The 21,205-nt window shown below is 67.1% G+C and carries 17 protein-coding genes; 8 read left to right on the top strand and 9 right to left on the bottom strand.

The window, feature by feature from the left end; genetic code table 11:
- Window positions 1-2: 2 nt before the first annotated feature.
- The gene (locus ACWDSI_RS06320; protein ID WP_449756002.1) at window positions 3-3,335 is read right to left on the bottom strand and encodes an arabinosyltransferase domain-containing protein; all 3,333 of its coding nucleotides are present in this window, start codon (window positions 3,333-3,335) and stop codon (window positions 3-5) included.
- An 84-nt stretch (window positions 3,336-3,419) separates the two neighbouring features.
- Here ACWDSI_RS06320 and aroQ point away from each other — a divergent pair, with 84 nt between their 5' ends.
- Entirely contained in the window at window positions 3,420-3,896 is a 477-nt protein-coding gene (gene aroQ, locus ACWDSI_RS06315; RefSeq protein WP_449756001.1) for a type II 3-dehydroquinate dehydratase, read from the top strand.
- 621 nt (window positions 3,897-4,517) lie between these two features.
- Here the strand turns inward: aroQ and ACWDSI_RS06310 are convergent.
- Window positions 4,518-4,823 (bottom strand): antibiotic biosynthesis monooxygenase family protein, encoded by a 306-nt coding sequence (locus tag ACWDSI_RS06310; RefSeq protein ID WP_449748491.1) that lies wholly within the window; start codon window positions 4,821-4,823, stop codon window positions 4,518-4,520.
- A 133-nt stretch (window positions 4,824-4,956) separates the two neighbouring features.
- On the opposite strand from ACWDSI_RS06310, the gene ACWDSI_RS06305 reads away from it, so the two are divergent.
- Together ACWDSI_RS06305 and ACWDSI_RS06300 are read left to right on the top strand one after the other, a co-directional pair.
- Complete coding sequence (locus tag ACWDSI_RS06305; RefSeq protein ID WP_449756000.1) at window positions 4,957-5,406, top strand: SRPBCC domain-containing protein; 450 nt, start codon at window positions 4,957-4,959, stop codon at window positions 5,404-5,406.
- Window positions 5,387-5,731, top strand: a complete 345-nt coding sequence (locus ACWDSI_RS06300; RefSeq protein WP_449755999.1) for an ArsR/SmtB family transcription factor — start codon at window positions 5,387-5,389, stop codon at window positions 5,729-5,731. Before ACWDSI_RS06305 ends, ACWDSI_RS06300 begins: the two co-directional genes overlap by 20 nt.
- A 21-nt stretch (window positions 5,732-5,752) precedes the next feature.
- On the opposite strand, the gene ACWDSI_RS06295 is transcribed toward ACWDSI_RS06300, so the two are convergent.
- The 7 genes from ACWDSI_RS06295 to ACWDSI_RS06265 form a co-directional block, all read right to left on the bottom strand.
- Window positions 5,753-6,496 carry an MBL fold metallo-hydrolase gene (locus ACWDSI_RS06295; RefSeq protein ID WP_449755998.1) on the bottom strand — a complete coding sequence of 248 codons (744 nt, stop codon included), beginning with the start codon at window positions 6,494-6,496 and terminating at the stop codon, window positions 5,753-5,755.
- A 10-nt stretch (window positions 6,497-6,506) separates the two neighbouring features.
- Window positions 6,507-8,501, bottom strand: coding sequence for a galactan 5-O-arabinofuranosyltransferase (locus ACWDSI_RS06290; protein WP_449755997.1), 1,995 nt, complete (start codon window positions 8,499-8,501; stop codon window positions 6,507-6,509).
- Between the two features lie 20 nt (window positions 8,502-8,521).
- Window positions 8,522-10,117 (bottom strand): DUF222 domain-containing protein, encoded by a 1,596-nt coding sequence (locus ACWDSI_RS06285; protein ID WP_449755996.1) that lies wholly within the window; start codon window positions 10,115-10,117, stop codon window positions 8,522-8,524.
- A gap of 79 nt (window positions 10,118-10,196) precedes the next feature.
- On the bottom strand, window positions 10,197-10,625 hold the full coding sequence (locus tag ACWDSI_RS06280) for a TetR-like C-terminal domain-containing protein (protein WP_449748497.1): 429 nt from the start codon (window positions 10,623-10,625) through the stop codon (window positions 10,197-10,199).
- A 125-nt stretch (window positions 10,626-10,750) separates the two neighbouring features.
- Window positions 10,751-11,512, bottom strand: coding sequence for a decaprenylphospho-beta-D-erythro-pentofuranosid-2-ulose 2-reductase (locus ACWDSI_RS06275; protein ID WP_449755995.1), 762 nt, complete (start codon window positions 11,510-11,512; stop codon window positions 10,751-10,753).
- Between the two features lie 44 nt (window positions 11,513-11,556).
- Complete coding sequence (locus tag ACWDSI_RS06270; protein WP_449755994.1) at window positions 11,557-12,981, bottom strand: FAD-binding protein; 1,425 nt, start codon at window positions 12,979-12,981, stop codon at window positions 11,557-11,559.
- A gap of 22 nt (window positions 12,982-13,003) precedes the next feature.
- Window positions 13,004-14,566 (bottom strand): phytoene desaturase family protein, encoded by a 1,563-nt coding sequence (locus tag ACWDSI_RS06265; protein ID WP_449755993.1) that lies wholly within the window; start codon window positions 14,564-14,566, stop codon window positions 13,004-13,006.
- A gap of 143 nt (window positions 14,567-14,709) precedes the next feature.
- Here ACWDSI_RS06265 and ACWDSI_RS06260 point away from each other — a divergent pair, with 143 nt between their 5' ends.
- From ACWDSI_RS06260 to ACWDSI_RS06240, 5 genes are all read left to right on the top strand, one after another.
- Window positions 14,710-15,540, top strand: a complete 831-nt coding sequence (locus tag ACWDSI_RS06260) for an aldo/keto reductase (protein ID WP_449755992.1) — start codon at window positions 14,710-14,712, stop codon at window positions 15,538-15,540.
- A gap of 58 nt (window positions 15,541-15,598) precedes the next feature.
- Window positions 15,599-16,096: a GtrA family protein gene (locus tag ACWDSI_RS06255; RefSeq protein WP_449755991.1), complete on the top strand. Its 498-nt coding sequence runs from the start codon at window positions 15,599-15,601 to the stop codon at window positions 16,094-16,096.
- A gap of 4 nt (window positions 16,097-16,100) precedes the next feature.
- A complete protein-coding gene (locus ACWDSI_RS06250; protein ID WP_449755990.1) occupies window positions 16,101-17,567 on the top strand; it encodes a phytoene desaturase family protein in 1,467 nt (488 codons plus the stop codon).
- Window positions 17,568-17,786: 219 nt separating this feature from the next.
- The gene (locus ACWDSI_RS06245) at window positions 17,787-19,691 is read left to right on the top strand and encodes a glycosyltransferase (RefSeq protein WP_449755989.1); all 1,905 of its coding nucleotides are present in this window, start codon (window positions 17,787-17,789) and stop codon (window positions 19,689-19,691) included.
- On the top strand, window positions 19,678-21,183 hold the full coding sequence (locus ACWDSI_RS06240) for a glycosyltransferase family 39 protein (protein WP_449755988.1): 1,506 nt from the start codon (window positions 19,678-19,680) through the stop codon (window positions 21,181-21,183). Before ACWDSI_RS06245 ends, ACWDSI_RS06240 begins: the two co-directional genes overlap by 14 nt.
- The last annotated feature ends 22 nt before the right edge of the window (window positions 21,184-21,205 follow it).

The following is a 21,205-nucleotide window of genomic DNA, read 5'->3' as shown; positions in this document are numbered from 1 at the left end:
ACTCATTGGCGGATCGGCGCCGGACTCCACAGGCCGCTGCGGGTGGTGGTGCCGGTGGTGATCTCGGCCTTGGTGGTCACGTCCCCGTACGGTGTGTAGCGCTCGAGTGATCCCCAGTCACGTCCGATGTCGCCCTGCAGGTAGCTGGCCACCGTCTGCGGTTCCTGGGACACCTCGAGCCAGCCGAGCGGGCCGCCGCCGTAGGAGTCCTGCCATGCCGACACCGCCGCGGCGAGATCGGCGCCGGGTTTGATGCGCCAGGTGGGGATCTCCGCCACCCCGTAGTGGTGGGTGAACGGTCGCTGGCAGGGGAACACCAGACCCGACGTCCAGTCCACGTGCACAGGGTCGTAGCTGCCGACGTGCTCCTGCAGCGTCTGCATCTCCGGCAGCCGTGGCGGGGTCACCACGATGAAGCGGTCCGACGAGAGGTTGTTGTCGTCGGCCACGATGCGTACCGCGGTGAGGTTGTCGGGCAGCGACGAGGTGGTGATGCGCACGTTGCGCCACGACGGCCGCGGGCCGGGGTCGATCATCTCGGTCTCGCCGGTGGGCTCGAGGTCCGCGTCGCGGGTGGAGGGGGTGACGGGGTCGGTGGTGTACTGCAGCAGCAGATTGGGGTTGTCGTATTCGCCGGCCACCGAGAAGGTCAGCAGCGGACGACTCTTGTAGTCCTTGGGCAGTGCATACCAGCCCGACGTGAGGTGAGCGGGCACCTGATCGGTGGTGGAGTAGCTGCCCTCGACGGGGGTGCGCGCCGGATCCAGGAAGAACGGCAGACTCGCGTAGCTGCCGTTGACGCCGGGCGTGGACTCCCGGCCGCCGCCGGTGCCGCCGCTGTTCGCGTTGAGGACGTCGTTGGTGGAGGTGGCGGTGCCGGCCAGTACGCCCAGCGACCCGGCGCTGGCCTGGGTGGTGAGGTCGTCGGGCACCCCGTTGGGTCCGAAACCGCTGGTTGCGGGAAGCGATGAGCCCGAAGGAGCCTGTGCTGGTCCGGCCAGCGGATTCGGCAGCGTGCGATCGACCGGCGAGAGCATGTACTCGTTCGGATCGGGTTCCACCCACACCTTGTCGGCCATTCCGCACTGTTTGCCCGCCAGCGCCTCCAGGTTGGAGCGGGGCACCGAGTACGAACTGCTCTGCTGGATGCCGGCGAACACGGCGGTCACCAACTCGAAGATCACCACCGCCGCGGCCATGTAGGCCAGCGGTGCGTCGGAGATCGACGACCACAACCTTCGATACCACCGCGGGTGGACGGGTGCGTCGTCGGCGTCGTCCTCGTGGGGGTCGGTGCCCGCGAACGGTTCCCGGAAGTGGAACCACAACGCCAGCAGCAACAGCAGCAACGACGCATAGAGCAGCGCGTTGGCCAGCGAGAAACCGAACGACACTTGGTTGACGCCCCACGGCATACCCCATGCCGACGAGTAGTAGTACGAGTTGGGGGCGGTGAACGCCAGACCCGCGATGAACAGCACCAACGCGGCGAACAGCGTGCGGTTGCGGCGCGAGTGCATCGCGGAATGGCTCACCGCGATCGCCGCGATGGCCGCGAGCGCCGCGGCCAGGCCGGCGAACACCCCGAAGTGGTGGGTCCACTTGGTGGGCGTGAACATGAGGAATACCAGCGAGGCGAAGGTGATCCCGACGATCCGTCGCGCGGGTCCCAGCGCCGTACCGGGGATGCGGGACTTACGGATCAGGACCGCGGCCGCGGCCGCCATGCCCAGGATCATGGCGAGGACCGCGAACCGTCGGGCGATCGACCCGTTCGCGGAGAACTCGAACAGCGACGAGTAGCGGTCGATCTCGTTGTACCAGTGCATCGACGGACCGAGCGCGGACTTCATGCTCGACGACTCGCTGAACGCGCGGATCGTCAGGTTGGAGAACACCACGAAGATCACGAACGTGCCCGCGGCGACGATCGGCGCCAGCAGTGCGACATACGACCACACCCCACCGCCGATCGCGCGCACACGTTTGATCAGGGCCAGGATCATCGGGCGGGCGCCGGCGATCAGCGCGGCCACCGCGAGCAGGCCGGTGGGTCCGGCGGCGAGGCTGAACGCGCCGATGAGGCAGGCGATCGCGGCGGGCAGCAGGCGGCCGGTGGCGATGGCACGTTCCACCGAACACCAGGTGAGCAGCGCGCCGAGCGCGATGATCGGTTCGGGGCGCAGGCCGTTGTTGAACGGAAACCACGACGCCAGGAACACGAACGCCGCGGTCCACCCGACCGCGGGCCGGGTGGTGGCGGCCCGGCCCAGCCGGGGCAGTACCTCGTGGCTGACGATCAGCCACGACGCGATTCCGCACAGCAGTGCGGGTAGCCGCATCCACGGACTGGCCAGCGACACGTGCGAGAGCAGGCCGAACACCTCGTAGTACCAGCCGAACGGTGCCTCCGGGGCGCCGAACCAGCGGAAGTAGTTCGCGGTGTACTCGCTGTTCTGGGCCACCCGCGACATGGTCAGCAGATAGCCGTCGTCGGAGGTGTTGGGTCCGATGAAGTGCCAGATGATCAGCGCGGCGATCACCACGTAGTCGCGGGCGTTGAGCCGCCACCATTTGGCGGGGAGGATGCGGCGGTGCTTGCGGCCGTCGGTGGCGTCGAGCGCGGCGAGTGCGGCCAGCGAGAGCAGGGTGCAGACGATGCCGACGATCAGTACCAGCCACTTGAGCACCGTCGGGGCGGTGGAGTACCGGGAGTCGACGGTGACATGTGCGCGCAGGCCCGGCAGTTGCGCGGCGTCGCCCGACAGGTCGGTGAACAGGCCGGTGACCTGGGGCCGCTGGTCGGCGCTGTAGGTGTCGGATTCGCGGCCCTCGGTGGTCCCCATCAGGGGTTTGCCGTCGTCGCCGGTCATCCCCACGAACTCCGCGGTCACCGCGTCGGAGTCGGCGTGCACCACGATGTCGCGGCAATCCTGCGACCGGATCTGCGCGAGCGTCGCCGACACCAGCGGCACGTTTCGTACCACCACTTCGATGCTCTGCTTGTCGGGCGGGTCGGTGGGGCTGCCGGTGCGCCGGATGAACAGCCCGCGCTCGGTGGCCTTCGTGGCCTGCTTGGGTGTGGTGGACAGCAGCACCGTCTCGTCGGGGGACATCGACGTCGCCGCAGAGCAGGGGATCGAGATGTCGATGTCGACGGGGACGTAGGAAATCAGCGGCGCCGATACCGATCCCACGGTGTTGTTCTGCGGCCAGTTGATCTCCGCGGTGGTCTGCTTGACCGGCATGAACGGAGTGGCCAGAGCCAGCAGAACACCGAGCAGACCGGTGACGATCGCGACGATCTTCGCGCGTCGAACGGTCTGCGTTGGCACAAAGAGAGATGGTAACCGTTCGGTCGAATCTGCCTCTTCGACAGCCTGAGGTGTTGGTGGGGGCGGGACGGATAGGGTGGGGCCATGTCGACCGTTTCCGACGCCGCTCACGAAACCGGCGCCGAGCCGCTCCCGATCATGCTGCTCAACGGGCCCAACCTGAACACCCTCGGGGTCCGTCAGCCGCAGGTCTACGGGTCGGAGACGCTTGCCGACGTGGTGGATCTCGCCGAACGCACCGCCGCCGAACTCGGTTTCGGGTTGCGCGCGGCGCAGACAAACCACGAGGGCGAGATGATCGACTGGATCCACGAGTCCCGCGGTCGGGTCAGCGGCATCGTGATCAACCCGGGCGGCTGGACGCACACCTCGGTGGCGCTGGCCGACGCGCTGGTGATCCCGGAGGTGCCGGTGATGGAGGTCCACATCAGCAACGTCGCCGCGCGCGAACCCTTCCGCCACCACTCCTATGTGTCACCCATCGCGGCCGGCGTCATCGCCGGATACGGCATCCGGGGCTACGAGTTCGCCATCCGGCGGCTGGTCGACCTCGTCGGCTGAGCCGGCCGCAGCGGGTTCAGCGTGCCCACAACCACGTCGAGCGTGCCTTTCTGCTGGTTGAGCTTGTCGAAACCACTCCGGCGCGAATATGACTGTGGCGAGCGTGCTCTTCTGCTGGTTGAGCTTGTCGAAACCACCCCGGCGCGAGTATGACTGCGGCGAGCGTGTCCTTCTGCTGGTTGAGCTTGTCGAAACCACTCCGGCGCGAATATGACTGTGGCGAGCGTGCCCTCCTGCTGGTTGAGCTTGTCGAAACCACCCCGGCGCGGATATGACTGCGGGGAGGGTGCTTTTCTGCTGGTTGAGCTTGTCGAAACCACCCGGGCGCGAGTATGACTGCGGCGAGCGTGCTCTTCTGCTGGTTGAGCTTGTCGAAACCACTCCGGCGCGAATATGACTGCGGCGAGCGTGCTCTTCTGCTGGTTGAGCTTGTCGAAACCATCCCGGCGCGAATATGACTGTGGCGAGCGTGCTCTTCTGCTGGTTGAGCTTGTCGAAACCATCCCGGCGCGAATATAACTGCGGCGTATGCGCGACGCGAGAACAATAGTTGTCGTTGCCTCGCTCAGCCGCCGCATCTATATCTGTGTCGACAGGATCAGGCCGATGGCGCCTTCGAACTCACACGTAAGTGCCGAAGTCGCCGGTCACGCCGAGACGCTTCATGAACTCCGCTCTGTCGAAACCGGACTCGACACTGTGGCGACGCATCGCCGCGCCCGCCGATTCCAGCGCGGCCGGCGACTCCCACGACACGTGGGTGACCACGTTGAATGGGCTGTCGCCGTTGGCGAGGGTGAGCACCTCGTTGATCTTGATGCCGTTTTGTGTGGCGAGCACGAGATGCAATTGCCGGACTTGGTCGACGAACTCGTCGAGGTGCGCCACGGGTACGGAGAATTTGTCGATGCGGTGAAGTGTGTGCATCGGTCGAGTCTTCAACTTCAAGTCTGCTCGAGGTCAAGTGGACGACTCTTCTGCAACCCAGAGGTTGCAGTAGGGAGCCGGTATGTGCAACTATCGAGTTGCACATAAGCATCCAGCTACCGAAGGGCAACTGATGGATACCGACTTCGATCGTATCGAGCAAGAAATCGTCATCGACGCACCCGCGCAACGGGTCTGGGATCTGGTGAGCGAGCCGGGCTGGTATATCAACAACCAGGTGATCACCGAGCATCGGATCGAGACCAGGGGCGATCTCACCGTGGTCCACGATCCCGCCCATGGTTCGTTTGCGCTGCGGGTGCTCGACCTCGACGCGCCGCGCTACGCGGCGTTCCGCTGGCTGATCGACGCCGATGATCCCGACAGCTCGGCCACCCTCGTCGAATTCTGGTTGACACCAACCGATTCAGGAGTTCTGCTCAAGGTAGCCGAAAGCGGGTTCGCCGCGCTCGACGAACCGGAGGCCGATCGTCGATCCCGTTTCGACGACCATACCGACGGATGGCGCGTCGAACTGGGCCTCGCTCGTGACCATCTCGTCGATGCCGGTACCCGTGCCTGAGGGCACAACTCCCGTCGAGGTCTTCGCCGCACTCGCCGACGACAGCCGATGGCAGGTGCTCGTCGCCCTGGGGCGACGGCCCGCGTCGGCGTCGGCGCTCGCCGACGAGTTGCCGATCAGTCGGCAGGCGATCGCCAAACATCTGCGCGTGCTCTCCGAGGCGGGACTCGTGGCGGGGTCCAAGGTGGGTCGAGAGGTGCGCTTCGAGGCGGTGGGCGCGCGACTCAACGAGGTGGCTCGCCAGCTCGAAGGCATTGCGAGCGGCTGGGATCGGCGCCTCGCCCGCATCAAGCAGCTGGCTGAGGAGGCGGACCCGGCGAGGTGAGCCGTGCGTGAGCGATCGGGGTCAGCGGCTCAGCGCTTCGGCGGCCATGTCCGCCACCGACCCCTCTGCGCGTGGGCCATGCCCGGGGTACAGCGTGGTGGCGTCGAGTTCGGTGAACTTCCCGACGCTGCGCCGGTTGGCTGCGTCGTCGTGATTGAAGGCGCCGGGCAGGCATTGGCAACCCGTGATGGCCGACACCGGGTGTCCGCTGACCAGCGCGTCACCGGACACCAATACCTCGCCGTCGGCGACGAGATAAGCGCTGTGACCGTCGGTGTGTCCGTGCGCTGCGACCGGAAGGGGGCGGCCGGGAAGGTCGAGCGGTTCCGGAAAGGGTTGGGTTCCAGCGATTCCTGCCCGGCTGAGCACGCCCAGCGGTGTCACCGTTGCCAGCCAGCGCCACGCTCGCGGGCGATACGCGAAGGGCGCGATGTCGAGTGGACCGGCCTGCTGGAGGTAGTCGCGTCGGGCGTGTCCCACCTCGTCGGGATCGGCGTACACGGGAAAACCGAAGCGGTCGACCAGTTTCGCCATACCGCCGATGTGATCGACGTGGGCATGGGTGAGCAGTGCCCCCCGGATGTCCTCGGGTCGACGTCCGATCGCGTGGATCGATTTGAGGACGGTCTCGGCCTGGCCGGGATATCCGCCGTCGATCAGGGTGAGGTCCGAACCCTCCTGCAGCAGAATCCAGTTCACCGACTCGCTGTGCACGAGGTGTGCGGTGGTGGCGCCCGAATCGAGGCTCGAGATGACGAATTTCATTGTAGAACAGCTACTTTCGTACGACGAGAACGAACGGACCCACTTCCGTCACCTGGAATCGGGGGTCGGCGAACAGGGCTGGATCGAATGTCACGGTGTAGCGCTTGACATTCGGATCGTTGGGGTACACGTCTTGCGCCAGACGTAGCGCGTAGCCGTCGGCGGAGTAGCGGAACAGAAAGACGTTGGGCGGCGTCCACGGTGCGGTGTCGAGGTGGTCGATCAGTTCGGCGGGAGTCGACGACTTCGACCACTTCTCGATGGCTGCCGCCCGTTTGTCGAACTCCGCCAACGGATTCGCGTAGTGCGAGGTGAGTCCCTGGAATCCCCAGTAGGGGTAGATCGAGAGGAAGCCGTAGTCGGCGGTGAGCACCACGTTCTCCGTCGCCGGGCGGCCGGTCTGCCCGGCGATCAGGCGATGCAGCTCCGGGAAGTACGATTCGGCTCCCGGTGGCCGTTCGTCGGCGCGGTGCCCGTAGCCGTCGGTGTCGGTGTAGGCGGTGGTGATCTCGTTGGAGAGATACCCCGGAATGCCTTGGGCCAGCATCACCGCCGCGGCGGTGGCGATGACCCCGATCGCGATGCGGACGTCGCCGAATCTGCCGACCGCCCAGTGCGCCAGCTCGACCACCCCGAACACGCCTGCCGCCGAGAGCACCCCCACCAGGATCGGGTCGAGGCGAAACGACAGGAGTGTGGTGCCGGCCGCGGTCAGCAGCATCGACAACAGGCACACCAGATACACACCGACGGTGGCGATGCCGAGTGCCGCGGCGATGGTGCGTTCCCGGAACCGCAGCACGATCCAGATCAGCCCGATCATGGTGATCGCGCCGACGAGCGTGAGATGGAACATGGGCAGCGGCAGGATCGAACCGCGTTCGGGAAGGTAGTGCTCGGCGGTTCCGCCGCTCGCCGGTTCGTTGCGCAACCGTGCCAGCAGGTAGGGCGTCCACACGGTGAGCGCGATCAGCCCGGCGATCACCCCCATCACCGCGAGCCTGACGAGCACCGCGACGATCACGGCTCGTCGCCTCGCCGCCACCGTGCCGCCGGCCACCGCCTTGTTCCCCGCCAGCACCCATCCCTGCACGATGAGCACGAGCGCCATCAGTACGGCGACTCCGGCGAACAAGCCGGTGTAAAGGGTGTAGAAGGTGGCGCTGAGCCCGAGGAACAATCCCGCCGCCGCTACCGCGGGCCAACTCGTCGTCGCGCGCAACGAACCCGTGGGACCGTCGGCGTGCCGCGACCGGCCGCGCAGGGCGTAGAGCATCGGAATCAACATCGGTACACCGAGCATCACGAGCACCGCGGCGTACGGTTCGGGTGCGGCGTACATCAGGGTCACGGTGGTCACCGCCAGAGCGGTGGCAATACCGCGGTCGGCGCCGACCATTCGGTTCCACAGCACCACTCCCACCGCGGCTGCCGCCGACATCGAGATGATCGCCCACGGCTTGAACGCCTCCCAGCCGGGCATACCGAGCAACGACGCGTACCTTCCGCCCGCCCAGAACCAGCCGGCCGGATAGTAGGGCGGCAGGTGCAGGTAGGTCATGTCGGCCAGGTGCGGGCTGCTGGTCATCCGCGTCAGATACTCGGTGCGGAACTGCTGATCCACCGACAGGCCGAACAGGTAGAGCCGCGTCGCCCCCAGCGGCATTCCGATGGTCACCGTCACCAGGCCGGCGATCCCGACCGTCGACAGCAACGTGGTGACCGCACGGCCTCGTCCGTACCGGTAGAGCAGCGCCGCGACCACCAGGATCGCGATGGCGATCACCTGGCCCGTCGTGGTGAGTGCCCGGGTCACATTCGAGGAGTTGAACGCGGGCCACTGCACCGAGTCGATCACCTTGAGCCCGACGAAGGCCACCACGGCGCCGACGAGTGCGGCCACGACGATCTCGACGAGGTCGGCGACGCGGGAAGCGCGGGCGCCCCGCGTGGGCGACTCGGACGCGTCGTTGTCTCCGACGGCCGGGGTCTGCGTTGACGTCACGCCACTATTCTTAGCAGCCGTCAGAACGGTGGTGGACCCTCGAGACCGAGTTCGGATCGGCGGGCCGCGGTGGCGGCGCGGGCCTTCTCGACGGCGTCGCGGCCTGACGTGGTGAGCCGGGCGGCGACGCGGTGGTCGGGCGGTTGGTCGCGCTCGGCGAGTGATCGGAAGAGATCCCGTCCCGTGTACGCGTTGCCGACGAACATGTGGCCGGTGGGGCTCTCGAAGATGACGGTGCCCAACGGAGTCTGGTGATCGCGCCAGCCGACCGCGAAAGTTTTATAGCGGTGATGTCGACGGCAAAGCGGTTTCAGGTTGCGGCGTTCGGTTCGGCCGCCCTTGGTGGGATCGGTGTGGTTGAACGGGTCGGTGTGATCGAGATCAGCGGTGCGGACCTTGTTGGTGCAGCCGGGAAAGGTGCAACACAGTTCACCGGCCTGCACCAGCGCCTTCAGCTTCCGGGGGATGGGATAGCGGAACGAGGCGCGGGCACTGTTCTCGTGGTCGGGGTGGACGTAGTTGCGACGCGCTTCGGTCAGCAGCCTGCGGGCCGTGTCGGCGTCGATGAGGCCGTGTCCGTCGAGGAATGCCGGATCGTTGTCGTGGCCGAGCGCGGTCGACAGATTCACGACGATGTGGAAGGTGGGGCGGGGACCGTGTTCCGAGCCGCAGTCGGGTGCGGGGGAGGCGTCGTGGATTGTCGGGGACGCCGGGTCGGCGGGGCGGGATGCCGCGTTGGCGCACTCCGCGCATTCGCACGGGAGATGCTGGTGGCCGCGCGCGAGGGCGACGAGCGAATCGGCGCGACGCTGTGCGTGCGTGCGCGGATCGGCGGAGTGAACTCCGCCGACCATCTCGTTCAGCCGTGCGTCGAGCACCGCTGCCTGTGTTGCGGGCAATTGCCCGTCGATCGACGAGTGTCCGGGCTGATCGCGATGTGGCCGGATGGCGATGTAACGCCGCTTTTCAGCGGTTTCGCGGCGTCGCCGCGTGGCGTCGGGGTCGATACGTTCGACGGTCGCCTCGACCATCGTCCGCAGCCGCGTCGTCGACATGGGCTCGCGAGAGAAGATCAGATCGGCGAGGACGGCGTCGAGTTCCTTGATGTGAGCGTCGTCGACGAGCTCGGTGCGGGCAACGATGTCGGCGAAGCGGGCCAGGTCGATGCGGCCCACGGCCAGCGCCTGTCCGGTCAGCGGCAGGCGGTAGCGCAGGGAGCCGCCGAGTTCGATCGTGCGTTTAGCCTGCGCCGGCGTCATCGTGAGCGTGGCGCCGACCTCGCTGATGGCCGCGGTCAGACCGTCGGGCCCACAACTTGCCGCCGGGTCGACGTCCGGCCGGACGAACAGTCGGGCGAGTTCGGCAGGATCGGTGCACCCTTCGGGCGCGGCGATCTGGCGGGACCCCAGCAGTGCCTCCACCCGGGCCAGGTAGTCGTACTCGCGCAGTTCGTAGATGAGGACAGCCGCCTGCAGAATACGGTAGTCGGCAGAGGCCTTGCTCGCCTGGGAGTGGAAGAGCACCTCCACCAACTCGTCGGGTTCGAGGTCCTCGTCCTCGGCCAGTTGCGCGAGCAGTGCCTGGCGGGCATCGACTGCGGACTCGGTCGGGGTCATGATTAGAACATACATTCGGTCACCGACAAATCTGTTCGCGGAAGGCCGGGGGCCGGCCGGTTGGGCCTGGCGGAAGGCTTCAGCGCAGGCTGTTGCGCACGACCCGGTCGACAAGCTCGCTGGCGGGAATACCCGTGGCCGCAAGCTCCAACGCGCCCGTCGACGAGAGCATCGCGATGCCGTGGACGCTCGCCCATAGAGTGGCGGCGCGTGCCCTGGCGTCGCCGGCATCGGCGCTCGAGGGTTCCACCAGTGAAACTAGCCACTCGAACAGCGGCCGGGATACGTTTCGCAGCTCTTCGCCCGACCCTTCGAGGAGGTCGTGGCGGAAAATGAGAGTGAACATTGCAGGTCGACGACGAGCGAATGCGACGTAGGCGTTTGTTACTTCACCCAGATCGCCGTCGGATTGGCTATCAGAGCCGTCACCGACGAGCTGATGTCGAGAATCGCCGCCGCAACCGGGCAGGCGTATGTCGACGACTATGCGCGACAACGAAACGACCACACCGACGCATCCGGCGCGGCCTGACGGGCACGCTCGACCGGGATGTGGGCACGCTCGACGGGGATCTGGGCACGCTCGACCGGGATGTGGGCACGCTCGACGGGGAACTGGGCACGCTCGACGAGTTACACAGGCAGTTTGCGGAAGATCTTCCGGGGAATGTGGCGCAGCACCGTCATGATGAACCGGAACGGCCCCGGCACCCAGATGATCTCCTTGTGGGCGTCGACGGCCGAGGCGACGGCCTTGGCGACGTCCTCCTTGTTGACCGTGAGCGGCGCTTCCTTGACGTTCGCCGACAACCGGGTGCGCACCTGGCCGGGCCGCACCACCAGCACGTGCACGCCCGACGGCGCGAGTGCCTCGCCCAAACCGAGGTAGAAGCCGTCGAGTCCGGCCTTGGTGGAGCCGTAGAGGAAGTTGCTGCGACGCACACGCTCGCCGGCCACCGAACTCATCGCCACGATCTGGCCGTGCCCCTGCGCGCGCATCTTCTGGCCCAGCAGCACGCCCACGCTGACCGCGGCGGTGTAGTTGATGGTGACCTCGGTGACCGCCTTGGAGTGGTCCTGCCACACCTGCTCGTCGTCGAACTGCACCCCGGCCGCGACGATCGCCAGGTCGACGTCCCCGCCGGCGAAAGCCTTGTCGATCACCTCGGGATGCGTTTCGGGCTTGAGCGCGTCGAAGTCGATCAGTTCCACCGACGTCGCGCCCGCGTCCTTCATGAGCGCCACCGCAGCGTCGGCTGTGGGGTCCCCGGGAACCACGGCGAGGATCACCTTCGCCGGGCCGCGGTCGAGGAAGGCGGACGCGATGGCGAGTCCGATCTCGGAGCTACCGCCCAGAATCAGGATGGACTGCGGGGCACCGACGGAATTGAACATGACGAGAAGATCTCCAGAGTGTCGAGGATGAAGTGACCGGACGGTCAGAGGAGTTGCAGGCGGCGAGCCATGTCGGAGACGAACACATTGTCCGGATCGATCTCCCGACGCTTGGCGATGAAATTGTCGATCTGCGGGTACATCGCATGGAAATTCTCCGCCGACGTCCGGGAATCCTTGGCCGTGTAGAGCCGACCACCGATCGCCATCACCCGCTTGTCCATCTCGTTGAGGAACTCCGCGAGTCCCTTACGCAACGGGAAGTCGAGGCACACGTTCCATCCCTTGAACGGGAAAGACAGTGGCGCACGCGGATTTCCGTCGCCGAACAGCTTGATCACGTTGAGGAAGCTGATGTGACCCGACGCCTGGATGTCGGTGATGATCTGCTTGAACTCGGGCTCATTGCCGGTCGGCACGATGAACTGGTACTGGGTGAAACCGCCGCCCCGGCCATACGCGTTGTTCCAGTTACCGATGAGGTCGAGCGGGTGATAGAACTGCGGAAGACTCTCGATCACACCGCGTTTGTTGGAGCCCATCTTGTAGTAGAGCTCGCCGATCAGCGAGAAGTCGAGCTTGTTGTCGAGCCCCCGCGGGAACACGTTGGGCAACACCACCAGCGGCTTGACGTCGAAGCGCAGCGGGTCCTTCTTCAGCTTCTCCGGCAATTCGTCGAACTTCGCCAGATTGCCCCGGCTGAACGAGCCGCGACCGAGTTTCGAGCCGCCGCTGATCGTGTCGAACCAGCCCGACGCGTACTCGAATCCGTCCTCGTAACGCTGACCGAGGTGCAGGTCGATGGTCTCGTCGAGATTCTTCGTGGTGAAGGTGTCGGCCAGGAAGTAGGCGGTCTCGGTGCGCTTGAGGGCGATCTTGACCCGCAGGATGATGCCGGTGAGGCCGATGCCGGCGACGGTGCACCAGAACAGCGAACCGTCCGGGTCGTCGGCCGAGCCCTCCGGTGTGATGGTCAGTACCCGACCGTCGGCGACGAGGAGTTGCATTTCGGTGATGTGATCGCCGAATGCCCCGGTCGCGTGATGGTTCTTGCCGTGGATGTCATGCGCGATGGCCCCGCCGATGGTGACCTGCCGTGTACCGGGCATCACGGGCACCCAGAAACCGCGCGGCACCACGAACTTCATCAGGTCGTCGATCGACAGGCCCGCGTCGACGTCGACGATGCCGGTCTCCTCGTCGAGCGAATGGATCTTCGACAGCGGCGTCATGTCGATGGTCAGCCCGCCGCTGTTCTGTGCGGACTCGTTGTACGACCGGCCGAGACCGCGGGCGATCACGCCACGCTTGAGGTAATCGGGTTTGTCGGATTCGCGATCGGCAACCTCGGCGACCGCCTTGGCGATGAGTTCCACATCGGGTGTGGAGAGCACCTTGCCCACCGTGGGTGTGGTGCGCGACCACCCCTCCAGGGTCCGTGTTTCCAGAGGCAGATCATCTGTAGTCATCGGTTTCGACATTACCGCGCGTTCACCGGCCCAGAACTGCCGCGGCGGCATTGTGGCCAGGAATACCACTCACTCCGCCACCACGGCGTGCGCCGGCACCGGCCAGCATCAGTCGCGGATGACGCGTCTCGACGCCCCACGTTCCCACCTCCGATGCCGTCGGCGCCCACGGCCACTGCAGCGACCGGTGGAAGATGTTCCCGCCGGGCAGTCCGGGTGAGTCCGCCAGATCGAGGGGTGTCTTGGCCTCCAAGCACCGATTACCGTGCGCGTCGGTGGCGATGACCGACTGGATCGGCTCGGCGAGAACGGAATTGAGGGATTCGAGGGTGGCCTCGACGGCCGCGGTGGTCGCCCCCGGCGAGGTGAACAGCGCGGGCGGCATGTGCAGGCCGAAGAGTGTCAGCGTGTGCATGCCGTCGAGTTCGGGACCGAGGATCGAGCGGTCGGACAACGTGTGGCAATAGATCTCGCACGGCGGCAGCGACGGCACATGCTCGTCGCGCGCCTCCTGCCACGCGGTGCGCAACTGCGAGTAGGACTCGTTGATGTGAAAGGTGCCGGCGAACGCGGCGTCTGGGGAGACTCTGCTGTCACGTAGTGCCGGGAGACGGTCGAGCAGCAGGTTGATCTTCAGTTGCGCACCGGTCGGATCGGGTTCGGTGTCGATGGGGACGTCGAGCAACCGGTTGAGCGTGTCGGGAGCACAGGCCGCGTACAGCATCTCCGCGCGCGCCGAAGTGCGATCGAAGTCGACGGAGCCGTCGCCCGGATCGACCCCGGTGACGTGCACACCGGTGCGGATGTCGGCGCCCGCGGCGACCGCCGCCTGATACAGCGCCCCCGCCACCGCGCCCATCCCACCCACGGGTACGTCCCAGTCGCCGGTGCCGCCGCCGATCAGGTGATACAGAAAGCAGATGTTCTGGCGCAGCGAGGCGTCGTGCAGGTCGGCGAAGGTGCCGATCAGGCCGTCGGTGGCGACGATGCCGCGCACCACGTCGTCGTCGAAGTAGCGTTCGATCAGTTCGCCCAGTGGACGCTCGGTCAGCGACTCCCAGATGCCCGCCTCCGACGAATCCAGTCCGCGCGGTGAGTTCAGCCCGCTGACCAGGTCGTGCATCTCGTCGGCCGAGCGCAGCGGCTCGGTCAGGGTGGGGAACACGCGCTGCGCGATGGTGCCCATCCGGTCGTAGAACCACTGCCATGACGTGAACGCGGTGTCGGAGCCGGTGACGTCGCGAAACGACGCGGCGGTGGCGTCGTCGTCGTGGGTGTCCACCAGAATCCCGCGCGTGGGGTCGATGGGCAGCGGCGTGTACGACGAGTAGCGCCGACGTACGAGTTGGATGTCGAGATCGAGATCGGCCATGAGCTGCTGCGGCATCAGCGACACGAGGTAGGAATATCGCGACAACCTCGCCGGAACACCGGGGAAGGGTGTCGCCGACACCGTCGCGCCGCCCACATGGTCGGCGCGTTCGAGGACCAGCACCTTGCGCCCGGCACGGGCCAGGTAGGCCGCCGCGGTCAGACCGTTGTGGCCGGCGCCGATGATGATGTCGTCGTACTTCTCACTCGACATACCCCCACTAAACACCGCGGACCCGCTTCCCCACAGAGGAGTGAGACCCGGTAGCCGGTCGCACGGTCTCCGGTGTCCGCCGACCGGGGGATCGGTGACTCGGGTGACCGGTTTCGGCGGTCGCCGCGCGATACCCTCATCGGGTGGATATCCCCTCGGTCGACCTCTCCTCGGGATTCGCGTTGCCGCTTGTCGGTCTCGGCACCTACGACATGCTCGGCCTGCCCTGCGTCAACGCTGTGTCCCGTGCGCTGACGTCGGGGTATCGGCTGCTCGACACCGCCAGTCGTTACAGCAACGAGTTGAGCGTCGGCATGGGTCTGCGGGATTCCGACGTCAACCGCGACCAGGTGGTGGTGCAGACCAAACTCGGCGGCGGCGACCAGGGATACGACGACGCCATCAACGCGGCCAAGGAGAGCGCACGCAGGCTCGGCGTCAAGCACATCGACGTCTATCTGATCCACTGGCCGTGCCCGAGCCTGGGGCGCACCGTGGATTCGTGGCGGGCGTTGCTCACCCTCGCCGAGGAGGGTTTCGTCACCGTGCCCGGCGTCTCCAACTTCAAGGCACATCACCTGCAGATGCTCTACGACGAGACCGGGGTGTGGCCGCAGCTCAACCAGATCCAGTGTTCGCCGGCCCTCGCGCGCACCGAGCTGCGCGAGTTCATGGCCGAGCGGGGCATCCATGCACAGGCGTGGCATCCCACCGGCCGCAAGGAGGGTCTCCTCGGCGACGGGCAGATCATCCGGATCGCCCGCAAGTACGGCAAGTCGCCCACCCAGATCGCGCTGCGGTGGGCGGTGCAGCACGGGATCGGCGTGGTGCCCAAGTCGTCGCATCATGGTCGGCAACTCGAGAATGCCGACCTGTTCGATTTCGAGCTCGACGAGGACGACCTCGAAGCTCTCGCCGCGCTCGATCGTGGTGAGCGGGCGGCCCGCGACTCCGACGTCGAAGAGGAATTCTGACCGACCTGAGTGGGCGGCAACGAGGTGACCGGGCCGACGGGTCGTCTACGGTGACAGGGTGCACGACCCGACACCAGACGGCCACGAGCCCCGACACGAGGATTTCGCGACCCGCCACGCCCCGATGCCGGTGGAGTTGCCCCTCGACGACGCGGAGGCCTCGACCGACGTCCCGCTGGGAACGCAGATCTTCCGCTTCATCGTCACCGGTGTGGGCTCGGGTGTGCTCGATTTCGGTCTCACCGCGATCCTGCAGTACGCGCTGGGACTGCCCCCGGAATTCGCCAAGGCGATAGGTTTCATCTGCGGCACGGCCACCGCCTACTTCTTCAACCGGCGCTGGACGTTCCGCGCATCGCCGAGCGTGTCCCGCTTCGTCGCCGTCGTCGTGCTCTACTTGACCACCTTCTTCGTGAACGTGGGTGTCTACACCTGGCTCTCACACGTGTGGCCGGAGATGCTGCTGTGGAGTCTGCTGGCCTACGTCATCGCGCAGGGCCTGGCAACGGTCATCAATTTCGTCGTCCAGCACGCCATCATCTTCAAGATCCGCTGACGCGGTGCCGCGTGCCGTGGTGGTGGGCAGCGGACCCAATGGTCTGTGTGCTGCGGTCCGGCTCGAGCAGGCGGGGCTCGAGGTCACAGTGGTGGAGGCGGCCGACGAGATCGGTGGCGGTACCCGCTCGGGTGAGATCGACATGCCAGACGGTGCCGACTCAGGCCTGATCCACGATCACTGCTCGGCCTTCCACCCGCTGGGGTTCGCCTCACCGTTCTTGTCGACGTTGCCGTTGGCGCGCCACGGGCTGCGGTGGCGGTGGGCGCCGGTCGACTGCGCGCACCCGCTCGACGACGGCAGCGCCGTGCTGCTGCGCCGCGACCTCGAGCGCACCGTGGCCGAGTTGGATGCGGTTGGGTTGGATGCGGTGGGGTTGAATGCGGTGGGGTTGGATGCGGCGGGACAGCGGTGGCGCACCCTGGTCGGCGCGGCGAGCGCACGGTTCCCCGATCTGGCCACCGACGTGTTGTCGCCGATGGTCGCGCTGCCGCGCCACCCAGCGCTCATGACGCGGTTCGGGTTGCGGGCATTGCTGCCGGCCACGGCGGTCGCGCGCTATCTGGGGCCACGCGCGGGTGCCCTGTTCGCCGGGATCGCGGCGCACGGATTCACCCGGCTCGATCGGCCCGGGTCGGCGGCCGCGGGGGTGATGCTCGCCGCGGCCGGACATCACGGTGGCTGGCCGGTCGCCGAGGGCGGATCGGCGGCGATCGCGCACGCACTGGCCGGTCATCTCGCCGAACTCGGCGGGGAGGTGGTCACCGGCCACCACGTCACCCGGTTCGCGGAGATCGACGCCGACGTGGTGATTCTCGACGTGATGCCCGAGACCGCGGTACGCCTGCTCGGTGACCGGATGCCGCGGCGCATCTCGCGCGCCTATCGGCGCTGGCGACGCGGCCCGGCCGCCTTCAAGGTCGACTACGTCATCGACGGTGAGGTGGGGTGGACCGCGCCGGGCTGCGCCGATGCGGCCACGGTTCACCTGGGCGGTCCGGTCGAGATGATCGCCGCGGCCGAAGCCGCCGTGGTGGCCGGCAGGCTGCCGGCTCGGCCGTTCACACTGGTGGGGCAGCAGTGGGTGGCCGACCCGTCGCGCGCCGTAGGCACCCGAAAACCGCTGTGGGCGTACGCACACGTGCCGCAGGGGTACAGCGGCGACGCCACCGACCATGTGACCGCGCAGATCGAGCGTTTCGCCCCCGGTTTCCGTGACCGCGTGGTCGCGGTGCACGCCACCGGCCCGCTTTCGCTCGAACGGGCCAATCCCAATTACCTCGGCGGCGACATCGGAGGAGGTCGCAACGGACTCGGGCACCTCGTCGCGCGGCCGCGGCTGTCGCCGACGCCATACGCAACGGGCGTGCCCGGGGTGTATCTGTGTTCGTCGGCCACTCCGCCGGGCGGGGGAGTGCACGGCATGTGCGGGTTCCACGCCGCCGGTGCCGCACTGGCCGGCCTCGGGTAACCCGCACCCGAGACCCGGACTCGGCCCGAATCGCGTTGCCGCGCGCCGCAATACCGGCAGTCGGTGCCAATCGGTCAAACGGCCTACGCGCGAGGGTGTCGGCGGGCCAGGGTGCGCCGCGCCGGAAACGGGGTGGGTTAGGCTGGCGCTGCCAGGTATCGGTCAGGGACCTCGCAGGACCCGACGGGACGCAATGTATTCGAGACGACTGGGATCGCCATGACCACAGCCACACAGCAGGTAGGACCGTCACCGGCCGGGTCCGCCGCCGAAGGCCATGGCAGCGATTCGGGTGCGGCGGATTCGCGTGTCCTCGTCCAGCGGACGCTGTTCAGCTGCCCGCACTCCCGCGTGGAACCCGGGATGTACGTGGACGCCGACCTCGCGCGCGTGCGGCTGACCCGTACCGAGGCGGCGCTCGACCCGGGCGCCACCCTGAGCACCAACACCTATTTCGGACGGTTCGCCGCAGCCCAGTGGCAATGCCACACCCCGGTGCGCTCGGTGCGGCTCGAATTCGACCACGACTGCGCCCCCGACACCGTGCTGCGGGTGGACATCCGTGCCTCCGACATCAGTGGCCGCCCGCGACCCGTCGAGGTCGTCGAGTTGCGGGGCAGCGGGCATGTGTCGGCCGACCTCGACGTGCGCCGATTTGTCGACGGCGGCGCACTGTGGTTCGAACTGACCGCGATCGGTGGCGCGGCACGCGTCTGCGACGTCACCTGGACGGTGGACCGCAGCATGCGGCGGCGTCCGGTCGCGGTGGTGATGTGCACGCACAATCGTCCCGCCGACGCCGTGGCCACCCTGCGGACGTTGGCCTCCGACGACGAGGCGCTCAAACTCGTCGACTCGGTGTGGCTGATCGATCAGGGTACGCGGCGGGTGTCCGACGACCCCGGGTTCGCCGCCGTCGCCGACATCCTGGGCGACCGTTTGCACTACGTCACCCAGCCCAATCTCGGTGGTGCGGGCGGCTTCAACCGCGGCATCCACGAGGTGACCAAGACCGGCGACCGCAGCGTCGACATCGTCGTGATGGACGACGACATCCTCTGTGAACCGGAGTCGGTGCTGCGTCTGTCGGCCTTCGCGAACAACACGTTGCGGCCCACCCTGGTGGGTTCGCAGATGCTGCTCGCGTCGGAGACCTACCGGGTGCACATGACCGGCGAGTGGGAGTTGCTGGGAAAGCTGAAGGCCGGTGAGCCCGGTGCCTACGGCAAGAACGGGCTCGACGCCCTGCAGAATCAGCAGGACGCGCGCACCGACGCCGGATGGAACGGCTGGTGGTCGTGCCTGCTGCCGGTCGAGGCAGTCTACGAGGCCGGTATGTCGCTGCCACTGTTCTTCCAATGGGACGACATCGAATTCGGGATTCGCGCCCGACACAAGGGATTTCCGACGGTCACCCTGCCCAATGCGGGTGTGTGGCACGCCGACTTCCATCTCAAGGACTACGACGACTGGTCACGCTACTTCAGTTGGCGCAACGCACTGATCGTCGCCGCGATCCACGGCCCCTTCGACCCGCGGGCGATGGCAAGTGTGGTGGCCACCGAGATCGGCGAACACATCGTCTCGATGCGTTACGGCCTGGCCGCCACCTTGTTGCTGGCGGTGCGCGATTACCTCACCGGCCCGGCGGTGCTGGCCGACGGCGGGCAGGGCAAGCTCGCCGAACTCGCGCAATTGCGTTCTGCCTACCCGGATACCGTGCTGCGCGATGCCGCCGAGGTATTCGCCGAGTCGAGTTCGGACACACGTATCACCCGTCGCGGCGCAAAACCGGACGAGGACAAGCTCACCCAGGTGCTCGTCAAACGCGCCCTCGCCCAATTCCTCGGCCGCCTGCGATCCGCGCCGGTGTCGATCACCGCCGACGACGCGCGGTGGTGGCATGTGGGGCTGTTCTCGTCGGCCATCGTCACCGATGCGTCGCAACAGGGCGTCCGGGTTCGTAAGCGCGACAAGGACACCGCGATGCGCCTCGCCCGCGAGCTGATCGGATCGTGCCTCGAATTGCGCCGCCGCGGAGACGATGTCGCCGCACAGTGGCGTGACGCGATGCCCGATCTCACCAGCCGCGAGAACTGGACGAGACTGTTTGCCGACGACTGAGCGATCCCGCAGCATTCTGACCGCGATTGCGGTCGGGCTGCTGGGATTCGCCGTTTCGGTCTGGGCGAGTTGGCGTCCGTCCTTCTGGTACGACGAGGCGGCGACGGTCTCGGCGACCAACCGGCCGTTCGCCGAACTCGGCCACCTGGTGGCCCACACCGATGCGGTGCACACGCTGTACTACGTCGTGATGCACGTGTGGTCGTCGGTGTTCGGCTACTCGGAGTTCGCGCTCCGGTTCCCGTCGTCGCTCGCCGTGGGTGTGGCCGCCGGACTGATGGTGCCACTGGGAGAGCGGTTGTGGGACAACCGCTTCGGGGTGGTGGCGGGGTTGGTGCTGTTGTGCCTGCCGCGCACGTTGTGGGCCGGTGCCGAGGCGCGATCGTATGCGGGCACCCTGTGCCTGGCCGTGGCGGCGACACTGATGCTGTTCATCGCCGTCGACCGGGGCCGTTGGTGGTGGGTGCTGTACGCGGTGGTCTCGACCCTGCTGGTGTTCTGGTTCTTCCTGGGTGTCACCCTGCTGGCGGTCCATCTGGCGATCCTGCTCTACCGCCGCGCCCTCTCCCGGGGTTTCGTCGTCGCCGCCGTCGCGGTGGGGCTGATCGTGCTGCCTTTCGCGCGATGGGTGCTGGGGCAGCGAGGACAGATCGCGTGGATTCCGGAGATGTCGTGGATGACGCTGCGTCACTACGCGCGTTTCGAGTTCTTCGTCGGATCCTGGGTGTCGTTGTCTGCGGTCACGATCGTGTCGGTGCTGGGCGTGCTCGTCGCACTCCTCGCGGGGGCACGCGGCGGGTGGGGGCCGGCGATCGTCGGTGTCCTGTGGGTCGTGGTGCCGACCATCGTGGTGCTCGGCTGGTCGTGGCTGGTGTCGCCGGTGTACGTGCCGCGCTACCTGATCTTCACGCTCCCCGGTCTCGCCCTGGTGGTGGCGTGGGCGCTGATCCAGGTGACGCGCGGCTCGACGTGGTTCGTGGCACTCGGTGTCGGCGTGTTGGCGGCGTCGGCGGTGCCGTCCTATCTGGAAGGGCGCGGGCCGTACGGCAGGATGGGCGGCACCGACTACTCGGCGGTCGCCGACTACATTGCCGCGCACGCCCAACCCGGGGATTGTGTGGCGTTCGCGCGACCGCCGTCGTGGAGCCCGGTGTCGCAGCGAGTCGTGTTGCGCGCCAAGCCCGATGACTTCGCAGGACTGCGTGATATCGGACCGTCACGAGACCCGGTGCGGGCCGGTGTGCTGTGGGACGGCGACAAACCCGTCACGGCCTATCGGGACTTCGCGGCATCCTGTGCGGTCGTCTGGGTGCTCACGGACCGCGATCGCGATCGCGGATTCGACGCCTATCCGGGCGGGATGGAGCATTGGCATTTCGCCCCGTACCGATTCACGTCCACTCCGCTGTATGCGGCCCTGCGCGAGTCGGGGCTGCACATCGTGTCCACGATGCCGTTCAACAACTCTCAGGTCGTCGAGATGCGGCGCTGAATCGTCGGTGGCGCGGAACCGC

The organism is Gordonia sp. NPDC003429 (assembly GCF_053588575.1).
The sequence above is the reverse complement of the archived record's forward strand: the minus strand, read 5'-3'. Positions and strand labels throughout refer to the sequence as shown.